This window comes from Azoarcus sp. L1K30 (assembly GCF_018122735.1).
GTDB lineage: Bacteria > Pseudomonadota > Gammaproteobacteria > Burkholderiales > Rhodocyclaceae > Parazoarcus.
Genome location: NZ_JAGRRD010000001.1, coordinates 288,785 through 306,225, shown reverse-complemented (window position 1 = coordinate 306,225; position 17,441 = coordinate 288,785). Strand labels below are relative to the sequence as shown.

The 17,441-nt window shown below is 63.7% G+C and carries 20 protein-coding genes; 11 read left to right on the top strand and 9 right to left on the bottom strand.

The genetic code is table 11. The features are described from left to right. Positions 1–25: 25 nt before the first annotated feature. Positions 26–1,384: a sigma-54-dependent Fis family transcriptional regulator gene (locus J5J83_RS01425; protein ID WP_212344375.1), complete on the bottom strand. Its 1,359-nt coding sequence runs from the start codon at positions 1,382–1,384 to the stop codon at positions 26–28. 143 nt (positions 1,385–1,527) lie between these two features. Between J5J83_RS01425 and cydP the strand changes: the two genes are divergently transcribed. Genes cydP through J5J83_RS01400 form a run of 5 tightly spaced genes read left to right on the top strand, consistent with a single transcriptional unit; the run spans position 1,528 to position 4,927 of the window. Continuing rightward, complete coding sequence (gene cydP, locus J5J83_RS01420; RefSeq protein WP_249115581.1) at positions 1,528–1,761, top strand: cytochrome oxidase putative small subunit CydP; 234 nt, start codon at positions 1,528–1,530, stop codon at positions 1,759–1,761. Then, complete coding sequence (locus J5J83_RS01415) at positions 1,751–3,319, top strand: cytochrome ubiquinol oxidase subunit I (RefSeq protein ID WP_212344373.1); 1,569 nt, start codon at positions 1,751–1,753, stop codon at positions 3,317–3,319. The genes cydP and J5J83_RS01415 overlap by 11 nt, the downstream gene beginning before the upstream one ends. Positions 3,320–3,334: 15 nt before the next feature. After that, positions 3,335–4,477 carry a cytochrome d ubiquinol oxidase subunit II gene (cydB, locus tag J5J83_RS01410; protein WP_212344371.1) on the top strand — a complete coding sequence of 381 codons (1,143 nt, stop codon included), beginning with the start codon at positions 3,335–3,337 and terminating at the stop codon, positions 4,475–4,477. Positions 4,478–4,500: 23 nt separating this feature from the next. Further along, positions 4,501–4,653, top strand: a complete 153-nt coding sequence (gene cydX, locus J5J83_RS01405) for a cytochrome bd-I oxidase subunit CydX (RefSeq protein ID WP_212344368.1) — start codon at positions 4,501–4,503, stop codon at positions 4,651–4,653. After that, complete coding sequence (locus J5J83_RS01400) at positions 4,631–4,927, top strand: cyd operon YbgE family protein (RefSeq protein WP_212344365.1); 297 nt, start codon at positions 4,631–4,633, stop codon at positions 4,925–4,927. The genes cydX and J5J83_RS01400 overlap by 23 nt, the downstream gene beginning before the upstream one ends. Positions 4,928–4,950: 23 nt before the next feature. On the opposite strand, the gene J5J83_RS01395 is transcribed toward J5J83_RS01400, so the two are convergent. Continuing rightward, positions 4,951–5,883, bottom strand: coding sequence for a helix-turn-helix domain-containing protein (locus tag J5J83_RS01395; RefSeq protein ID WP_249115580.1), 933 nt, complete (start codon positions 5,881–5,883; stop codon positions 4,951–4,953). A 167-nt stretch (positions 5,884–6,050) separates the two neighbouring features. Here J5J83_RS01395 and J5J83_RS01390 point away from each other — a divergent pair, with 167 nt between their 5' ends. The 6 genes from J5J83_RS01390 (at position 6,051) to J5J83_RS01365 (ending at position 11,549) form a co-directional block, all read left to right on the top strand. Continuing rightward, complete coding sequence (locus tag J5J83_RS01390) at positions 6,051–7,214, top strand: cytochrome P450 (protein ID WP_212344362.1); 1,164 nt, start codon at positions 6,051–6,053, stop codon at positions 7,212–7,214. Positions 7,215–7,296: 82 nt separating this feature from the next. After that, on the top strand, positions 7,297–7,620 hold the full coding sequence (locus J5J83_RS01385; protein WP_212344359.1) for a 2Fe-2S iron-sulfur cluster-binding protein: 324 nt from the start codon (positions 7,297–7,299) through the stop codon (positions 7,618–7,620). A gap of 1 nt (position 7,621) precedes the next feature. Beyond that, positions 7,622–8,869, top strand: coding sequence for an FAD-dependent oxidoreductase (locus tag J5J83_RS01380; protein WP_249115579.1), 1,248 nt, complete (start codon positions 7,622–7,624; stop codon positions 8,867–8,869). A 348-nt stretch (positions 8,870–9,217) separates the two neighbouring features. Beyond that, the gene (locus tag J5J83_RS01375; RefSeq protein ID WP_212344356.1) at positions 9,218–9,778 is read left to right on the top strand and encodes a YfiR family protein; all 561 of its coding nucleotides are present in this window, start codon (positions 9,218–9,220) and stop codon (positions 9,776–9,778) included. After that, positions 9,775–11,046, top strand: coding sequence for a sensor domain-containing diguanylate cyclase (locus J5J83_RS01370; protein ID WP_212344347.1), 1,272 nt, complete (start codon positions 9,775–9,777; stop codon positions 11,044–11,046). Before J5J83_RS01375 ends, J5J83_RS01370 begins: the two co-directional genes overlap by 4 nt. Continuing rightward, positions 11,043–11,549 carry an OmpA family protein gene (locus J5J83_RS01365; RefSeq protein WP_212344340.1) on the top strand — a complete coding sequence of 169 codons (507 nt, stop codon included), beginning with the start codon at positions 11,043–11,045 and terminating at the stop codon, positions 11,547–11,549. The genes J5J83_RS01370 and J5J83_RS01365 overlap by 4 nt, the downstream gene beginning before the upstream one ends. Positions 11,550–11,648: 99 nt before the next feature. On the opposite strand, the gene J5J83_RS01360 is transcribed toward J5J83_RS01365, so the two are convergent. The 7 genes from J5J83_RS01360 to ligK form a co-directional block, all read right to left on the bottom strand. Beyond that, positions 11,649–12,479 (bottom strand): DUF3750 domain-containing protein, encoded by an 831-nt coding sequence (locus tag J5J83_RS01360; RefSeq protein WP_212344338.1) that lies wholly within the window; start codon positions 12,477–12,479, stop codon positions 11,649–11,651. Then, entirely contained in the window at positions 12,476–13,480 is a 1,005-nt protein-coding gene (locus tag J5J83_RS01355) for an aldo/keto reductase (protein ID WP_212344336.1), read from the bottom strand. Before J5J83_RS01355 ends, J5J83_RS01360 begins: the two co-directional genes overlap by 4 nt. Before the next feature lie 70 nt (positions 13,481–13,550). Then, positions 13,551–14,510, bottom strand: coding sequence for a Gfo/Idh/MocA family oxidoreductase (locus J5J83_RS01350; RefSeq protein WP_212344325.1), 960 nt, complete (start codon positions 14,508–14,510; stop codon positions 13,551–13,553). Continuing rightward, positions 14,510–15,364, bottom strand: coding sequence for a class III extradiol dioxygenase subunit beta (locus J5J83_RS01345; protein ID WP_212344323.1), 855 nt, complete (start codon positions 15,362–15,364; stop codon positions 14,510–14,512). The genes J5J83_RS01350 and J5J83_RS01345 overlap by 1 nt, the downstream gene beginning before the upstream one ends. Positions 15,365–15,366: 2 nt before the next feature. Continuing rightward, positions 15,367–15,810 (bottom strand): protocatechuate 4,5-dioxygenase subunit alpha, encoded by a 444-nt coding sequence (gene ligA, locus J5J83_RS01340; protein ID WP_212344320.1) that lies wholly within the window; start codon positions 15,808–15,810, stop codon positions 15,367–15,369. A 2-nt stretch (positions 15,811–15,812) separates the two neighbouring features. Beyond that, positions 15,813–16,727 (bottom strand): amidohydrolase family protein, encoded by a 915-nt coding sequence (locus tag J5J83_RS01335; RefSeq protein WP_212344318.1) that lies wholly within the window; start codon positions 16,725–16,727, stop codon positions 15,813–15,815. Positions 16,728–16,738: 11 nt separating this feature from the next. Next, entirely contained in the window at positions 16,739–17,434 is a 696-nt protein-coding gene (ligK, locus tag J5J83_RS01330; RefSeq protein WP_212344317.1) for a 4-carboxy-4-hydroxy-2-oxoadipate aldolase/oxaloacetate decarboxylase, read from the bottom strand. Between the last annotated feature and the right edge of the window lie 7 nt (positions 17,435–17,441).

Below are 17,441 nucleotides of genomic sequence, written 5' to 3'. Positions count from 1 at the left end.
CCATGACAGTGTCCGATGGCAGCAGTCAGTCGCGTAGCTTGTCCAGGCCGAGCGCCTTCAGCCGGCGGTAAAGCGTTCGCTCGCTCATGCCGAGTCGCGCCGCCAGTTCGCGCCGGCTGCCTCGGTGCGACACGACGGCCTGGCGCAATACCCGCTGCCCGATTGCACCCAGATCCATCAATTCCGTGCCACCGTCACCGCCCGTTGCCGTCCGGTCGGGACGACCTTCCCCCGGGCTGTCGAGCGCGCGCAGCCTGACCTCGTCTGCCAGGTGTTCCGGCGCAATGAGCTCGCCGTCGCACATCAGGCTGGCCCGCTCGAGCACGTTGCGCAGCTCCCGCACGTTACCGGGGAAGTCATAGGCAAGCAGTACGTGCATCGCCTCGTCGGAGAGCTTGAGCGCGCGCCGGGGCGCCACGCGGTCGAGCAGCGAGCTGACGAGCAAGGGCAGGTCTTCCAGACGCTGGCGCAGCGGCGGCACGACGATCGGAAACGTGTTGAGGCGGAAGTAAAGATCCTGACGGAAGGTGCCCTCGCGGATCATCTCCTGCAAGGGCCGATGGGTGGCCGACACCAGGCGGATATCGGCGCGGCGCAGTTCGGTCGAGCCGACCCGCCGATAGGTGCCGGTCTCGAGCAGACGCAGCAGCTTGACCTGCATGCTCAACGGAATGTCGCCGACTTCGTCGAGAAATAGCGTGCCGCCGCTGGCGGCCTCGACGAGCCCAGGCTTGCGTGCGACCGCGCCGGTGAAGGCGCCGCGCTCATGGCCAAAGACTTCACTCTCGAACAGGGTATCGGGCAGCCCCGAGCAATCCACGACCACGAAAGGCCGATCGGCGCGTCGGCTGGCCTGGTGCACCGCGCTGGCCACCAGTTCCTTGCCGGTGCCGGATTCGCCTTGCAGCAGCACACTCGCTTCCGAGGGCGCGACCCGCATGACGAGTTCGAGCATGCGCTGAAAGGCCGGTGCACGCCCGATGAGTCCGTGATTGTCGGACACCCCGCGCGCCACCGGCATCGGCTCCATTTTTTCGATGAACCAGGCGATCTCGCCACCACCGTCGCGCACCGGCGAAAGCTCGATATTGACGTACTCCTCGCCGCGGGGCGTGTGATGCAGGTGCAGCACGCGCTCGCGCTGCCCGGACTGCACACTGCGCGACAAAGGACAGGACTCGCCGGCCCGATCACAGGGAACGCTGTAGTGATGCGAGACATCGAAGCAGGTGCGGCCCACCACGCTGCGCCCGTCCGCGCACGACGTACGGTAGGCCGCATTGGCGGCAATGATGCGGTATTCGCGATCGCACAGGATGTGTGGTTCGGGCAGGGTCTCGATGAAGGAGACAAGCTCGGGCAAGGGGCGCGGATCCGGGGACATTGACTGCCACTCCTGTCATTTTGAGTGGCACAACTCTGCCACAGTGACACAAACGGATCAAGAGAAGTACTTCATAACTTCAATATTAAGTTGATTTTTATCAACTTTTTAATGCTTTATGGATTGGTACAGATCTTGATAGGATGCTGACGAACCTGGACACCTCCATGCCATCCCCAAACATTTCAAACCGCAAACTCGTTCGCGAACTCGTCATCATCGTCGTCATCAAGCTGGTCCTGATCACGGCGCTTTGGTGGCTGTTCGTTCGCGACGACAGCGTAGCCGTCGCGCCGGAGAGGGTCGCAAACAGGTTCGTAGCCCCCGCATCTGCAAAACAACAAACCCCGACTGATGGAGAACACGATGGTCAGTGAACAACTCGTGGATCTGTCGCGGCTGCAGTTCGCCGCGACAGCGATGTACCACTTCCTGTTTGTGCCGCTCACGCTGGGCATGGTCTGGTTGCTGGTCATCATGGAAAGCGTCTATGTGATGACAGGCAAGACCATCTACCGTGACATGACCCAGTTCTGGGGCAAGCTGTTCGGCATCAATTTCGCGCTCGGCGTCACCACCGGAATCACCCTCGAGTTCCAGTTCGGGACCAACTGGGCCTACTACTCGCACTATGTGGGCGACATCTTCGGTGCCCCGCTGGCGATCGAGGGGCTGATGGCCTTCTTCCTCGAATCGACCATGATCGGCTTGTTCTTCTTCGGCTGGGACCGCCTTTCGCGCCGCCAGCATCTGCTGGTGACGATCCTGATGGCGGTGGGTACCAACCTGTCGGCGCTGTGGATCCTGATCGCCAACGGCTGGATGCAGAACCCGGTAGGCGCGGAATTCAGCTACGAAACCATGCGCATGGAACTCACCGACTTCTGGTCGGTGCTGTTCAACCCGGTCGCGCAGGACAAGTTCGTTCATACCGTATCGGCCGGCTATGTCACCGGCGCGATGTTCGTGTTGTCGATTTCGGCCTGGTATCTGCTGCGCGGGCGCGACATCGAGTTCGCCAAGCGCAGCTTCCGCATCGCGGCTGCCTTCGGTTTCGCGTCGGTATGTTCGGTGATCGTGCTCGGCGACGAGTCCGGTTATGCGCTCGGCGAAGCCCAGCAGACCAAACTCGCAGCCATCGAGTCCATGTGGGAAACCGAACCCGCGCCCGCCGGCTTCAACCTTGTTGCCATCCCCAATCAGGCGGAGATGAAGAACGACTTCGCGGTGCAGATTCCGTGGATGATGGGCATCATCGGCACGCGTTCGTTCGACAAGCAACTCCCCGGTCTGAACGAGATTCTGGTCAGGAACCGCGAGCGCGTGGTCACCGGCATCGAAGCGGTGAGACTGCTCGAAAAGCTGCGTCAGGGCTCGGCCGACGAAGCCACCCGCACGGCCTTCGACAAAGTGAAAGCCGATCTCGGCTTCGGTCTGCTACTCAAGAAGTATGTCGTGTCGATGGACGACGTCACCCCGGAGATCATCGACCGCGCCGCCCGCGACACCCTGCCCCGCGTGACCCCGCTGTTCTGGACCTTCCGCATCATGGTGGCGATGGGCTTCGCCATGCTGGCGCTGTTCGGTCTCGCGCTGTGGTATTCGATCAAGGGCGACTTCGCTACCCGCGGTTGGCTGCTGAAGTGGGCGCTATGGTTCCTGCCGGTGCCGTGGCTGGCGTGCGAGATGGGCTGGTTTGTCGCCGAGTACGGTCGCCAGCCATGGACCATTTATGGCGTACTGCCGACGCACCTGTCGGTATCGACACTCACGGTGGAGAGCCTCTACGGCTCACTCGCCGGTTTCGTCGGTTTCTACACCCTGCTGCTGGTGGTCGAGATGTACCTGATGGTTCGCTTCGCACGCCAGGGACCGGGCAGTCTCGGCACCGGTCGCTACCTCAACGAAACCCGTCACGCCGGCGCGCACGCCTGATCAGGAGCCAACATCATGATTTTCGACTACCCGACCCTGAAATTCATCTGGTGGCTGCTCGTGGGGGTGCTGCTCGTGGGCTTCGCCATCATGGACGGCCACGACATGGGCGTCGGCACGCTGCTGCCCTTCGTCGGCAAGAACGATGAAGAGCGCCGTGTCGTGATCAACACCGTGGGGCCCCACTGGGATGGCAACCAGGTGTGGTTCATCACCGGCGGCGGTGCCATCTTCGCCGCCTGGCCGCTGGTGTATGCCACGGCCTTCTCCGGCTTTTACTGGGCCATGCTGGCGGTACTGTGGGCGCTGTTCTTCAGGCCGGTGGGATTCGACTACCGCAGCAAGATCCACAACGCCACGTGGCGGAGCACGTGGGACTGGGGCCTGTTCGTGGGCGGTGCAGTGCCACCGCTGATCTTCGGCGTTGCCTTCGGCAACCTGTTGCAGGGGGTGCCCTTTCACTTCGACAACAATCTGGTGTCCTCCTACACCGGGTCGTTCTGGGCACTGCTGAACCCGTTCGCGCTGCTGGCCGGGGTGGTCAGTACGGCGATGATCACCTTTCACGGTGCGGTATATCTGGCCCACCGCACCGAGGGCGACATCCATCGCCGTGCCCGTGCAGCGGCGCTGATTTTCGGCGCGCTGATGCTGGCGGGCTTCACCGCCGCCGGGGTGTGGCTGTCTCAGGGCAATTTCGGCTATGCCATCACCTCGGTCGTCGATGCGGCCGCCCAGCCCGACCCGCTGGCGAAAACCGTCGTGCAGCAAAGCGGCGCATGGTTCGCCAACTACCGCACAATGCCGCTGACGCTGATCGTGCCGGCGATGGCCTATCTGGGGGCGGCCATGGCAATGCTGATGGTGGCACGCGGTCGCACGCTGATCGCCTTCGTCGCATCGTCGCTCGCCATCGTCGGCGTGATCGGCACCGCCGGGGTGTCGATGTTCCCCTTCCTGATGCCGTCCTCGACGATGCCGGCGGCCAGCCTGACCGTATGGGACAGCGTCTCCAGCCATCGCACGCTGGGCATCATGTTCTGGGCCACGATCCTCTTCATGCCCCTGATCATCATCTACACGAGCTGGGCCTACAAGGTGATGTCGGGCAAGGTCACGACGGCCTACATCCGCGAAAACGAACACTCGGCCTACTGAGCCAACAGAGAAAGGAGCACACGATGTGGTATTTCACCTGGGTACTGGGTATCGGCTTTGCCGTTCTGCTGGCGATCCTGAACGCGATGTGGGGCGAGAATGAAGCGGCTCGCGAAGCGGCCCGTACAGCCGGATCCAACCCGGCAGGCACCGATGATGACCAACCGCCCCGTTGAAGCCACCGAGCAAGGCGGCCGCATCCGCGTGCTGCCGCTGTTCGCGGCCATCGCCATCATGCTTGGCATCACCATCGGGCCCGGCGTACTCGCCTCGCCCGATGGCGGTGCCGACCACTGGGCCGCGATGGCGCTGTTCTGGGCCATGAGCGCCGGCTTCGTCGCTGGCGTCGGCTTTCGCCCGCGGCTCATCGTATGGCGCTGGCTGTTCTCCCCTCTTGCGTGTCTGGCAGGCGTCGTGCTGGCGATCCTTCGATTTTCCTTCCCGGGCTGAATCTGGCGCGCTGGCGCGGGGGATCATCCCCCGTGCTGTTCGCGATAGGCCGAGGGGCTCACCCCAAGGCGGCGCTTGAAGAATCGGCAGAAGTAGGCGGGGTCTTCAAAACCCAGCTCGGCGGCGATCACCGCGACCGGTGCCGCGATGTACACCAGTCTGCGACAGGCCTCGCGGCTGACCCGATCATGGATCAGTTCCAGCGCCGAACGCCCGCTCGCCGCCTGCACCAGCCGGTTCAGGCTGGGCGTGCTCAGCCCCAGTTGAGCTGCATAGCGTGACACCGGCCAGTGCTTGAGAAAGTGCTCCTCCACCAGGAGCACGAAGCGGGTAAACAGGGCCTGGTGATGGCGCGCGCGCTTGCCCGAACCTGCCATCACATCGCGCGCGCATGCCTGTGCCAGCCGCCACACCGCCGCCTGCGCCAGCCAGCGCACCACCGGCGCATCACCGGCATCGTGGCTGGCGAACTCGTCTCCGAGCTGGCGCAGCAAGCCTTCGAGGCGCAGCACCGTCGCATCGTCACGGTCGAAATGGACCAGGCGTGGCCCGGCAAACAGTTCGCGCAAGGATTCCCCCGCCGTCTGCAACTCGCCCTCGACCAGGAATCGCGCATTGACGGTCAGCACCACCCCTTGCGTGCCTGGCGCGAACTGGAAACCGTGCACCACGCCAGGCGGTATCACCACCGCCGCCGGCCCGAGCGCCTCCTCGCGCCATTCGTCCAGCGTCACCAGCGCGCTGCCCTGCCCGACCCAGACCACCTGATAGAGCCCGCTGTGAAGATGGGGATCGATCTCCCACTGGTACAGGCTGCTGCGCGATTCGATTTCCTCGATATGCAGCATCTCGAGCGTGGGTATCCCGATCTCGCCATATAACGAGAACGCAGGAATGGCCTGCCCGCGGGCAAGCGCGCCAGACCGGGCGGGGATGGGGGACGGACTCCTCTGCATGTTGCGGCGCACCCTGAATGAGGCAAAGCAATTTGATCGAAAAGTACAAGCACAGGCCAGATTATTGCACTGACTCGAATAACCATGCTGACCTATAGTGCAACTGCGCCATCACTGCAACACGCTGATTCGACGCAATACAAACCTAGAACGGCCGGAGACAACCGATGTTCAGTTTCGATCCCTACTCGCCCGCGGTAGACGCGGATCCGTTTCCTTATTACAAGACACTGCGCGACGAACATCCCTGCTTCTGGAGCAAGGAAGCCAACATGTGGGTGCTGTCGCGCTACGCCGACATCGTCACCGCCCTGAACGACTGGCAGACCTTCTCGTCGGCCAAGGGCAACCTGATGACCGAGCTGCCGAACCGTGCCGGCGCCACCCTCGGCACCACCGATCCCCCGCGCCACGATCGCCTGCGCGGCCTGGTGCAACATGCGTTCATGAAGCGCAACCTCGAGAGTCTGGTCGAGCCGATCAAGCAGATCGCCCACGAAACGGCCGCGCCGCTGGCCGACATGAAGCAGTTCGACTTCATCGAGGACTTCTCGTCGAAGTTCACCGTGCGCGTGCTATTCGCCGCCCTCGGCCTGCCGCTGGGCGACGAAGCCCAGGTGCGCGAGAAGGCGGTCACCATGGTGCAGTCCGATGCGGCGACGCGGCAGAAAGGCCCCGAGCACATCGCCGCCTACAACTGGATGCAGGAGTATGCGAGCAAGGTGATCGCGGAACGCCGCCAGAAGCCCCAGGACGATCTTATCTCGCACTTTTCGATGGCCGAGATCGACGGCGACCGGCTGGACGAGCGCGAAGTGCTGCTCACGGTCACCACGCTGATCATGGCCGGCATCGAATCGCTTGGCGGTTTCATGGGCATGTTTGCGCTCAACATGGCCGATCACGCCGACGCCCGCCGTCAGTGCGTCGCCAATCCGGCGCTACTGGTCGACGCGGTTGAAGAGTCGCTGCGCTTCAATACCTCGGCGCAGCGTTTCCGCCGCTGCCTGACCCGTGACCACACCCTGCATGGTCAGACCATGCGCGAAGGCGATTTCGTCTGTCTTGCCTACGGATCGGGAAACCGCGACGAGCGTCAATTCCCCAATCCCGATGTCTACGACATTAGCCGCAAACCCAAGGGTCACCTCGGTTTCGGTGGTGCGGTGCATGCCTGCCTGGGTACCACCATCGCACGCATCTCAGTCAAGGCGGCGATGGAGGCTTTCCATCAGGTCGTGCCCGACTATCAGCGCGTGCAGGAGCACCTGCCGTGGATGCCGTCCTCGACCTTCCGCAGCCCGCTGCGCCTGGACCTGGCACGCATCTGAGTATTACGGATATTACGATTTACCGCGCGGCGACCTCGACGTCGTCGCGCGGCACAGACAGATCCCCCAAAGGAGAAGCATCATGGTCATGGTTACCTATATCGAGCCCAACGGCTCCGAGCAACAGATCGACGTCACCGAAGGCTGGAGCCTGATGCAGGCCGCCATGTCGAACGGCGTCGAAGGCATCGAAGCCGAATGCGGTGGCTCCTGCGCCTGCGCCACCTGCCACTGCTACGTCGATGAGGCCTGGGCCGACCGCATCCCGGCCGCCGCCGAGAACGAGCTCGCAATGCTCGAAAACGTGGTTGCCGAGCGCCGCCCCACCAGCCGCCTGAGCTGCCAGATCAAGGCCACGGCCGATCTGGACGGCCTCATCGTGCGCATGCCCGACGCCCAGAGCTGACATGAACGCGCCCCAGGCAGCCGCCGACTCGGCGGGCACGATGATCATCGTCGGCGCAGGCCAGTCCGGCCTGCAGGTGGCCGAATCGCTGCGCAGCGAAGGCCACACCGGCCGCATCGTGATGATCGGCAACGAGCCCTGCGCGCCCTACCACCGTCCGCCGCTGTCGAAAGCCTATCTCGCCGGCGAAGCCAGCGAGGCGCAGCTCACCATTCGCGCGCCCGAAGCCCTCGCCAAGAAGCAGATCGAATTGGTCAGTGGGGTCGAGGTCCTTGCCATCGACCGCGTGCAACGCGTCGTGAGCCTGTCGGACGGCCGCAGCCTGTCCTATGCCGGCCTGGCACTGGCCACTGGCTCGCGCGCCCGCCCGCTTCCGCTTCCCGGCGCAGATGCGCTGGGCGGCATTTTCGCGCTGCGCACGCTGGACGACACACGCCGTATTGCTTCGGCATTGGCAGACGCCAGACGCGTCGTGGTGATCGGCGGCGGTTTCATCGGCCTCGAGTTCGCCGCCGTGGCCGCCAAGCAGGGTAGACAGGTCACCGTGCTGGAAGCGGCCGAGCGCCTGATGGCGAGGGTCGTCGCACCGCCCGTCTCCGACTTCTATGCACAGCTGCATCGCGATCATGGCGTCGGCATCGAGCTCGGCGCCCAGGTCGTCGAACTGGTGGGCGACGCGGGCAAGGTCCGCGCCGTGCGCACCGCCGACGGAAGGGAATTCGCCGCAGACATCCTCGTCGTCGGCATCGGCATCCTGCCCAACGCCGAACTTGCAGACGCCGCCGGTCTTCCCTGCGAGCGCGGCATCATCGTCGACGCCTGCTCGCGTACCGCCGACCCGCACATCGTCGCCAGCGGCGACTGCACCGCCCGGCGCCTGAGCGATGGCAGCCTACTACGCCTGGAGTCGGTGCAGAACGCGGTGGAACAGGGCAAATCCGCCGCCGCCGCCCTGATGGGCAAGGATCGTCCCTTCACCGCCGCACCGTGGTTCTGGTCCGACCAGTACGACGTCAAGCTGCAGATGGTGGGCCTTTCCGCCGGCTACGACACCGTGGTCACCCGCGGCGATGCATGCACACGCCAGTTCTCGGTGTGCTATTTCCGCGCCGGCACGCTGATTGCCATCGACTCGATCAACCAGCCCCAGGATCACATGGCGGGGCGCAAACTGCTCGAACGCGGTGTTGGGCCTACGCCAGCGCAAGCCGCGGACACGGCATTCAAGCTCGCGTCTTTGCTCGACTGAACGCGCGAATCAGGTGTGGCGCCTGGCAAGGCGCGCGCCTGCACACCCCGCATTCCCGTCTTAGCATGTAGACGGAAATGCAGGCGCGCGTTCCGGCCCCATCCGGCCCCTGCATATCATTTTCCGACCACAAAGCCATTCTCCGACCGATCGCCCGGCATCGGAATTGACCGGGTCTTGCCCGTCGAGTCCGCGCCTGCTGCCTTCAACCGCAGGCCAGCGGAATATGCAAGTCGTGCCGACCGCCAGCACATTGGGGTAAAATGCCGACCTCTTCGGATACGCCGAGCGGTTTCGCGTTCGCGACCGTTTCATCGTGCTCCAACTTGCTTGCCGACTGGTCGATTCATGTTCCTTCGATTACCAACGCTGCGTCGCCGTACGGCACTGCTCTGCGCGCTTGCCTCGCTGGCCGCCGGCGTCTCGGCGAGTCGTGCCGGGAACGACATCGTGGCCGGCAATCAGGTCAGTCGGGGCGAGGCAGTGTGGGGAATCCTGAGTTACACCCGTTGGCCGTCAGATCCCAATCCGGTCCGTCTCTGCATCGTCGGATCCACCACTGCTGCAGTGTCGATTCGACAATCGGCCAGCTGGCTCGAGACCGGGCGCTCTTATGTGGTGAAGGATCTCGCACCCGGCGAAGCAGCCGTGCAGCGTTGCGACATCGTCTACGTAGGCAATCTGCCCCCCGACGAGACTAGCGCCCTTCTGCAGCAGATTGTCACCGCGCCGGTCCTGAGCATCGGGGAGGGTAGCGAGTTCTGTTCGGCCGGCGGCATGTTCTGCTTCGAAGACCAGTCAGGTAGCACGCGATTCTCTGCCAATCTCAACGCCATTTCCCGCAGCGAGTTGCGCATCAACCCGCAAGTTCTGCGACTGTCCAAACGACTTCGTCCCATCGGATCATGAAGAATCCGACTACTACGCTCTTTTCGGCGCTACGTCGGGCCTATCTCGCCTCTTCGGCGCTCGGACTAATGCTGCTGGGGCTGTCGCTGGCACTGATCACCTTCGTGGTGCTTCGGACGCAGGTCACCGATAATCTGAACCTGGTTGCACGCACGATCGCCTACTCCAGCGAAGCGGCCGTCATGTTCGGCGACGACGAGACGGCGACGGAGATCCTCACGCAGATCGCGACCCGCGAGAACCTCTGGCAGGCATCCCTTTTCGATGCATCCGGCAAGCTGATCGCGCGTGTTGAACGTCCTGCGGATTCATTACTCGAACGCGTCGGCATCCATCTCGGTGGCCTCCTGTTTCCCGACCAGACCGGGACCGATCTCATCCGCGCGCAACAACAGCTGGGGCGAGTCGAGTTGCGCGGCGGCGGAGGCGTATTCGCAGGATTTTTCCTCAAGGCGCTCCTGGCCACCTTGGCGTGCCTGTGCATCGCCGGCCTGTCGACATGGGCCCTTGCACGCAGAATGGCAGCACGAATCGTGTCGCAGCTCGATGCACTTGGGTCGATTGCCCACACCGCACTTCAGGACCGGGACTTCGAGCGCCGTCTACCGAAGTTCGATATCGTCGAATTCGACCAGCTCGGCAAGGATTTCAATGCCCTTCTGGGCGAGATCCAGGCGAAGAACGCAGCGCTCCTCGTCCGTCAGTCGCACCTCGAACAGACAAACATGTCCCTGTCGCACCTTGCGATGCACGACAGCTTGACCGGTCTCGCCAACCGTGCCGGTTTTTCCGCACGCATCGATCAGGCGATCGTCGACGCCCGGCAGCAGGGCACCCTCATCGGTGTGCTGTACCTCGACAACGACCGCTTCAAGTCGATCAATGACCGCTTTGGCCATGCCGCTGGCGATGCGCTGCTGGTTGAAGTCGGCCTGCGCACCAGGCGCGTACTACGTGAAGGCGACTTGGTTGCACGCCTGGGTGGCGACGAGTTTGCCGTCCTGCTGTCACCGCTTCGCTGCTTGGACGATGCGCTGCGGATTGCGGAGAAGATTCTTGCCTCTATGGTTGAGCCAATGGTTCTCAACGAGAATACGCAGATCGACCCCGGTGTCAGCATTGGCGTTGCACTCTACCCCGATCACGCACAAGACGCAGATCAACTGTTACGTGCTGCCGACAAGGCCATGTACGAAGCCAAACGGAGCGGTCGTGGGCAATATCGTGTCCACGGCATTGCCTCCGACCCTGCCGAGGAGCATGCATGAGGTCCCGTTTCTTCCGATTTTTCAGACAAGCCGGATTGGTCGTTCTGCTCGTCACGCAGCTTGTGGCGTGCCAGACGCCGGCCACGAATCCCGGAGGGTTCTCGGACGAACAGATCGCGGTCATGCGCAAGATCGGATTTACCGACACCGACGGTAACTGGAGCCTGAAGATGGACGGCGCCATCCTCTTCGACTCCGACACCGACCGTTTGACACCTTCTGCCCGCGATACGATTGGCAACGTCGTTACCATGCTCGAATCCGTCGGCATCGACAGAATGCGCGTGGAAGGACACACGGACAGTACCGGCGACGCCCGTTACAACCAGTCCTTGTCCGAACGCCGTGCGGAGACGGTAGCCAGGGAGATTGAAAGTCACGGCTTCCGTCATGACCGCGTGATCCGGCGCGGACTCGGCAACAAGTACCCGATTGCCGACAACGCCACGGCTGAAGGACGAGCCCAGAATCGCCGGGTCGTACTGATCGTACCGGTGGAATAGAAGCCAGGATGCGGACAGGTCACACGGACCGGGAAAATCGCGGTCTTCGCCTGTCCCGAAAGCGACTAGCGTCTGTTTGCGTGCTACCGGAACAGGCATTCAAGGTGTCACCCTGCGTACCCCCCAGTACTCGCTGTCCGGCAAATGTTCCGGCACACCGATACGCCCGATGCCCGGCAGCTTGATCGCCGGCGGCCACACATCCACACCCAGGCTCAGGCCGAGCAGGCTCAGTTCGAGCCCCTCCTCCGCCGCGACCGTGACGCCGAGCAAGCCCAGCACGGAAACCTGGACGCCCGACCCGCTGGGTGCCGCACCGAGTAACGCGCCTTCCGGCAGGTAGTCCTTGCCGATCGCAGTAGATGGCAGTTCAACGCGGAGTTCGGGCACTTCACGCGCCAGGTAGGCAGTGAAGGTGTTGCTGTTGGGGCCGGGCCAGATGCGGTACTCGTTCGCATGCGGATAGTGTGCGGCCGCCTCGCTCAGGCGGGCGATCAGCGCATCGACCTCCTCACCGCCGCGTACGTCGCGCAGCAAGGTGGGTTCGCTGCCGAACCAGTAGGCATCCGGGATGCCCTGATGAATGCGGACAGCCTGGCGTCCCTGTGACACGCCAAAGCCCATGACCTCGAAACGCGTGTAGTGATCGGCGTCACGCGTTTTGGCTGCGATCCAGGTATGCACGCCGAAGATGCCGCGCCACCGCACTGCGCGTGCCGCATAGACCTGGATCACCGCTTCCCGCGTCAGCGCCGGGTCGGGCGCCTGGCCGCTGCTGTCACGCCGGGCGGTACGCCAGTCGGCCGCATGCACATCCCCCACGTAATGCAGCGCGGCCGAACCGCCCAGCGGCAGAAAGAAGGCCAGCAGTACCGCGGCAGCCAGCCGCCTTGCGCGGCGCCGGCCCGAACGCGCTGCGGGATCGTTCATGCGTGATCAAACTCCTCGGTGTCGATCTCCGGCTGGGTACTCGCCGGGTAGCGGGGGCCGGTCACGGTGTGACGGTTGATCAGCGCATCGAGTTCCGCAAGGATGTCCGTCCCGAGCACGACATCCGCGGCAGCGACGTTTTCTTCGAGATGGGCGGTGCTGGTGGTGCCGGGGATCGGCAGGATGTGATCACCACGGGCGAGCAGCCAGGCCAGTGCGAGTTGCGCGGGGGTGCAGTTGGCGCGCACCGCCAGGGAGCGATAGCCGTCGAGCAGACGCAGATTGGCGGCGAAACTATCGCCCTGGAAGCGCGGCATGGCTCGACGGATGTCCTTGGCATCGAATGCCTCGACGTCCGCGGTGGTTTTCAGCGCATCGGCGAGAAAACCGCGCGCCACCGGGCTGAAGGCGACAAAACTCACACCCAGGTCACGGCAGGCGTCGAGTACGGCAATCTCGGCGTTGCGCGTCCACAGCGAATACTCGGTCTGCACCGCGGCGACCGGATGCACCGCGTGCGCCTTGCGCAGCGTACCGGCAGACACTTCCGACAGCCCGATGCTGCGGATCTTGCCCTCGCGCACCAGTTCGGCAAGCGCGCCGACACTGTCCTCGATCGGCACCTTCTTGTCCCAGCGATGCAGGTAATAGAGATCGATAACGTCAGTCTGCAGCCGCTTGAGCGCCTCTTCGCAGGTGCGCTTGAGCGTATCCGGACGACCGTCGATGACGCGCTTGCCGTCAACGCCGGTCATGCCGCACTTGCTCGCCAGGGTAAAGCGCGAACGGTGGCGGGACAGCACCTTGCCGACCAGGGTTTCGTTGGCACCGAAACCATACAGCGCCGCGGTATCGAAATGGGTAATGCCGAGATCGAGCGCGCGCAGCAGCACGGATTCGGCGACGTCTGCCGACGGTGGGACGCCGTAGGCGTGGCTCAGGTTCATGCAGCCCAGGCCGATCGCCCCCACCTGGAATGGACCGAGAGAACGTTGTTGCATGCAGGACTCCTCAAAATGGAAACGGCTCCAGCCGTGAGGATGGAGCCGGTTGTCGTCGGATGCGACAGGTTCAGGCAGCGTTCAGTTGCTGCTCGAGCTGATGCAGCACCTGATAGCAGGGCAACACCTTGCCCACGCTGGAGTTGGGCTCGCGCCCTTCGCGGATGGCGGCGAAGAACTCGCGGTCCTGCAGTTCGATACCGTTCATCGACACCGCCACCTTGCTGACATCGATCTGCTCTTCCTTGCCGTTGAACAGATCGTCGTAACGGGCGATATAGGTGCCGGTGTCGCCAATGTAGCGGAAGAAGGTGCCCAGCGGGCCTTCGTTGTTGAACGACAGCGACAGGGTGCAGATCGCACCGTTGGCGGCCTTGAGCTGGATGCTCATGTCCATGGCGATCCCCAGGGTCGGGTGGATCGGCCCCTGGATGGCGTTGGCCTGCACGATCGGGCTGCCGGCCTGGTACGCGAACAGGTCGACCGTGTGCGCGGCATGGTGCCACAGCAGGTGGTCGGTCCAGCTGCGCGGCTGGCCCAGCGCATTCATGTTGGTGCGACGGAAGAAGTAGGTCTGCACATCCATCTGCTGGATGTTGAACTCGCCCGCGGTGATCTTGTTGTGCACCCACTGGTGACTGGGGTTGAAACGACGGGTGTGGCCGACCATCGCGACCAGGCCGGTCGACTTCTGCAGCGCCGCCACTTCGTCGGCGCCCTTCAGCGTATCGGCGAGCGGGATCTCGACCTGCACATGCTTGCCGGCCTTCAGGCACTGGATCGACTGATCGGCGTGCATCTGCGTCGGCGTGCACAGGATGACGGCGTCGACCTCCGGCAGCGCCAGACTGTCGGCGAGTTCGGTGGTGACGTGGCCGATGCCGTACTTGGCCGCAACCTCACGGGTCTTGTCGAGGTCACGCGAAATCAGGGAGACGACTTCGACGCCGTCGATGTTCCTGATGCCGTCCAGATGCTTGATACCGAAGGCGCCGGCGCCGGCCAGCGCGACCTTGATCGTCTTGCTCATCAGTTGTTCTCCAAAATCAGATGGCCCACCGCGGTATTGGATGCGGGCACATGATAAAAGCGGTGCTTGAGCGTGGGTGCCGGACCGCCGTTGACGTCGCTCATGGCGCCACGCGCGATCAACCACATGACCAGCTCGATGCCTTCCGAGCCGGCTTCGCGCACATAGTCGATGTGCGGCAGTTGCGCCAGGTCGGCGGGGTCTGCGATCAGACGGTCGAGGAAGGCATTGTCCCATTCGCGGTTGATCAGGCCGGCACGTGCCCCCTGCAGCTGGTGGCTCATGCCGCCCGTCCCCCAGATCTGTACCTTGAGGTCCTGGTCGAAGGATTCGACCGCCTTGCGGATGGCCTGTCCGAGCATGAAGCAACGCTTGCCCGACGGCACCGGATACTGGACCACGTTGACCGCGAAGGGGATGACCGGGCACGGCCAGGCCTGTGGCTCGCCGCACATCAGCGACAGCGGCACGGTGAGGCCGTGATCGACGTCCATCTTGTTGACGATGGTGAGGTCGAAATCGTCCTGGATCACGCTCTGTGCAATGTGCGAGGCAAGCTCAGGGTGGCCGATCACCTTGGGCACGGGACGCGGGCCCCAGCCCTCGTCCGCCGGCGTGAATTCGGCCGCGGTACCGATGGCAAAGGTCGGAATCATGTCCAGGCTGAAGGCCGTGGCATGGTCGTTGTAGACGAGAAAGATCACGTCGGGCGTGTTGTCCTTCATCCACTGCTTGGAATATTCGTAGCCCTTGAACAGCGGCTGCCAGTATTCCTCGCCGGTCTTCTTGAGATCGATCGCCGCGCCGATGGCCGGCACGTGCGAGGTGTAAACGGATGCGGAAATCTTGGCCATGCTCAGGCTCCCTTGTTCTTGCCGGCGGCGCCTTGCGGCTGGTGCTGCGGTTGCGCGTCGCCGTCTTCGCCCAAGTGGCGATTGCCTTCGGCCGAGCGCCCGCCCTTGATCATCATGTCGCGGTATTCGGCTTCGGTCATGCCGGTCATGCTGCCGGCCATCTGCTGGAAGCTCAGGCCGTCGGTGGCACCGATCTTTGCAAGAAAGTAGATGTTGCCGCCGGTGCGCATGCACCAGTTCAGGTCGCGCGCCAGCACGGCCTGCTTCTGCTCCTCGGTCATCGCCCACTCGTCGAGATAGGCGCGCTCGTCGGCCTTGAAGCGGGCGCGATTTTCGGCCTTCATCAGCGACATGCAGAACTGGTTGAGCCAGTAGCCCTTGCGCGATTGTTCGGCATCGAAAATGATGGTGCCGGGAATGTCCTGGTACGGTTTGTCCAGCGCCATGATCAACACTCCTCCGGCCAGTAGAGCCGCATCGGATTATCCACCAGCAGCTTCTTCTGCAGCTCGGCCGTCACCGCAATGTGGGGGATAAAGTCCACCAGCAGGCCATCGTCGGGCATGTGGTCCTTCAGGTTGGGATGCGGCCAGTCGGTGCCCCATAGCACACGATCGGGAAACTCTTCCACGATACGCCTGGCGAACGGCACCACGTCGCGATAGGCATTCTGCTCGCCATTCAGGGCCTTCGGGCCGGTGACGGACAAACGCTCGGGGCAGCTCACCTTGGACCACACATTCGAATGCTCGCGCATGAACTTGACGAAGAGCTCGAACTCGGGCCCGTCGATCGGCTTGCTCACGTCCGGCCGCCCCATGTGGTCGACCACCACCGTCGTCGGCAGCGCAGTGAAGAAATCCCACAGCTCGGGCAGGTCAACCGCCTCGAAGTAGATCACCACGTGCCAGCCCAGCGGGGCGATGCGATTGGCGATCTCCAGCAGTTCGTCCTTGGGGGTGAAGTCGACCAGGCGCTTGACGAAGTTGAAACGTACGCCGCGCACGCCTGCCGCATGCAGATCCTGCAATTCCTGGTCGGTAATGGTGCGACGGACGGTGGCCACGCCACGCGCCTTGCCGCCCGAATTGACCAGCGCGTCGACCATGGCGCGGTTGTCCGCACCATGGCAGGTGGCCTGCACGACCACGTTGCGGGCAAAGCCGAGGTGGTCGCGCAAGGCGTAGAGCTGGGCCTTGCTGGCGTCGCACGGCGTGTACTTGCGCTCGGGCGCGTAGGGAAACTCGGCGCCGGGGCCAAACACGTGACAGTGGGCGTCCACTGCGCCTGCGGGCACCTGGAATCGGGGTTTGGCCGGGCCGGCATACCAGTCGAGCCAGCCGGGGGTCTTGGTAAATTCCATTTACGCGCCCCTTAGTCGATGTACTTGAGCCCGGCCTTGGCCAGGGGCTCGCGCAGTGCATACATGTCGAGACCGAGTTCGCCGGCGGCGAAGCGCTCGCGCTTGGCCGTCTCGTTGTTCTCGCGGGCTTCGGCGGCGTCGGCCACCTGTTGTGCGATCGCCGCGGGCACGACGACCACGCCGTCGGCATCGGCGATGACGACATCACCCGGATTGACCACGGCACCGGCACACACCACCGGAATGTTCACCGAACCGAGCGTGGCGCGGGTGCAGCCCTTGGCATGGATGGCACGGCTGAACACCGGGAAATTCATCTCGGTGAGATCCTTCACATCGCGCACGCCGCCGTCAATGATCAGCCCCTTGGCGCCACGCGATTTGTACGAGGTGGCGAGCAGATCGCCGAAGAAGCCGTCGGTGCTGTCGGCAGTGCAGCCGGCAACGACCACGTCGCCCGGCTGGATCTGCTCGGCGGCGACGTGCAGCATCCAGTTGTCGCCCGGCTGCAGCAACACGGTGACGGCCGTGCCGCAGGTGGCGGCACCGGTATAGACCGGGCGGATGGTGGGCTTCATCAGGCCGACGCGGCCCATCGCCTCATGGATGGTGGCCACGCCGAAGCGCGAGAGTTTTTCCACCGCGGCCTTGTCGGCACGGACGATGTTGCGCTTGACGATACCAAGCTGGTTCATGGGCAGGCTCATGTCGATT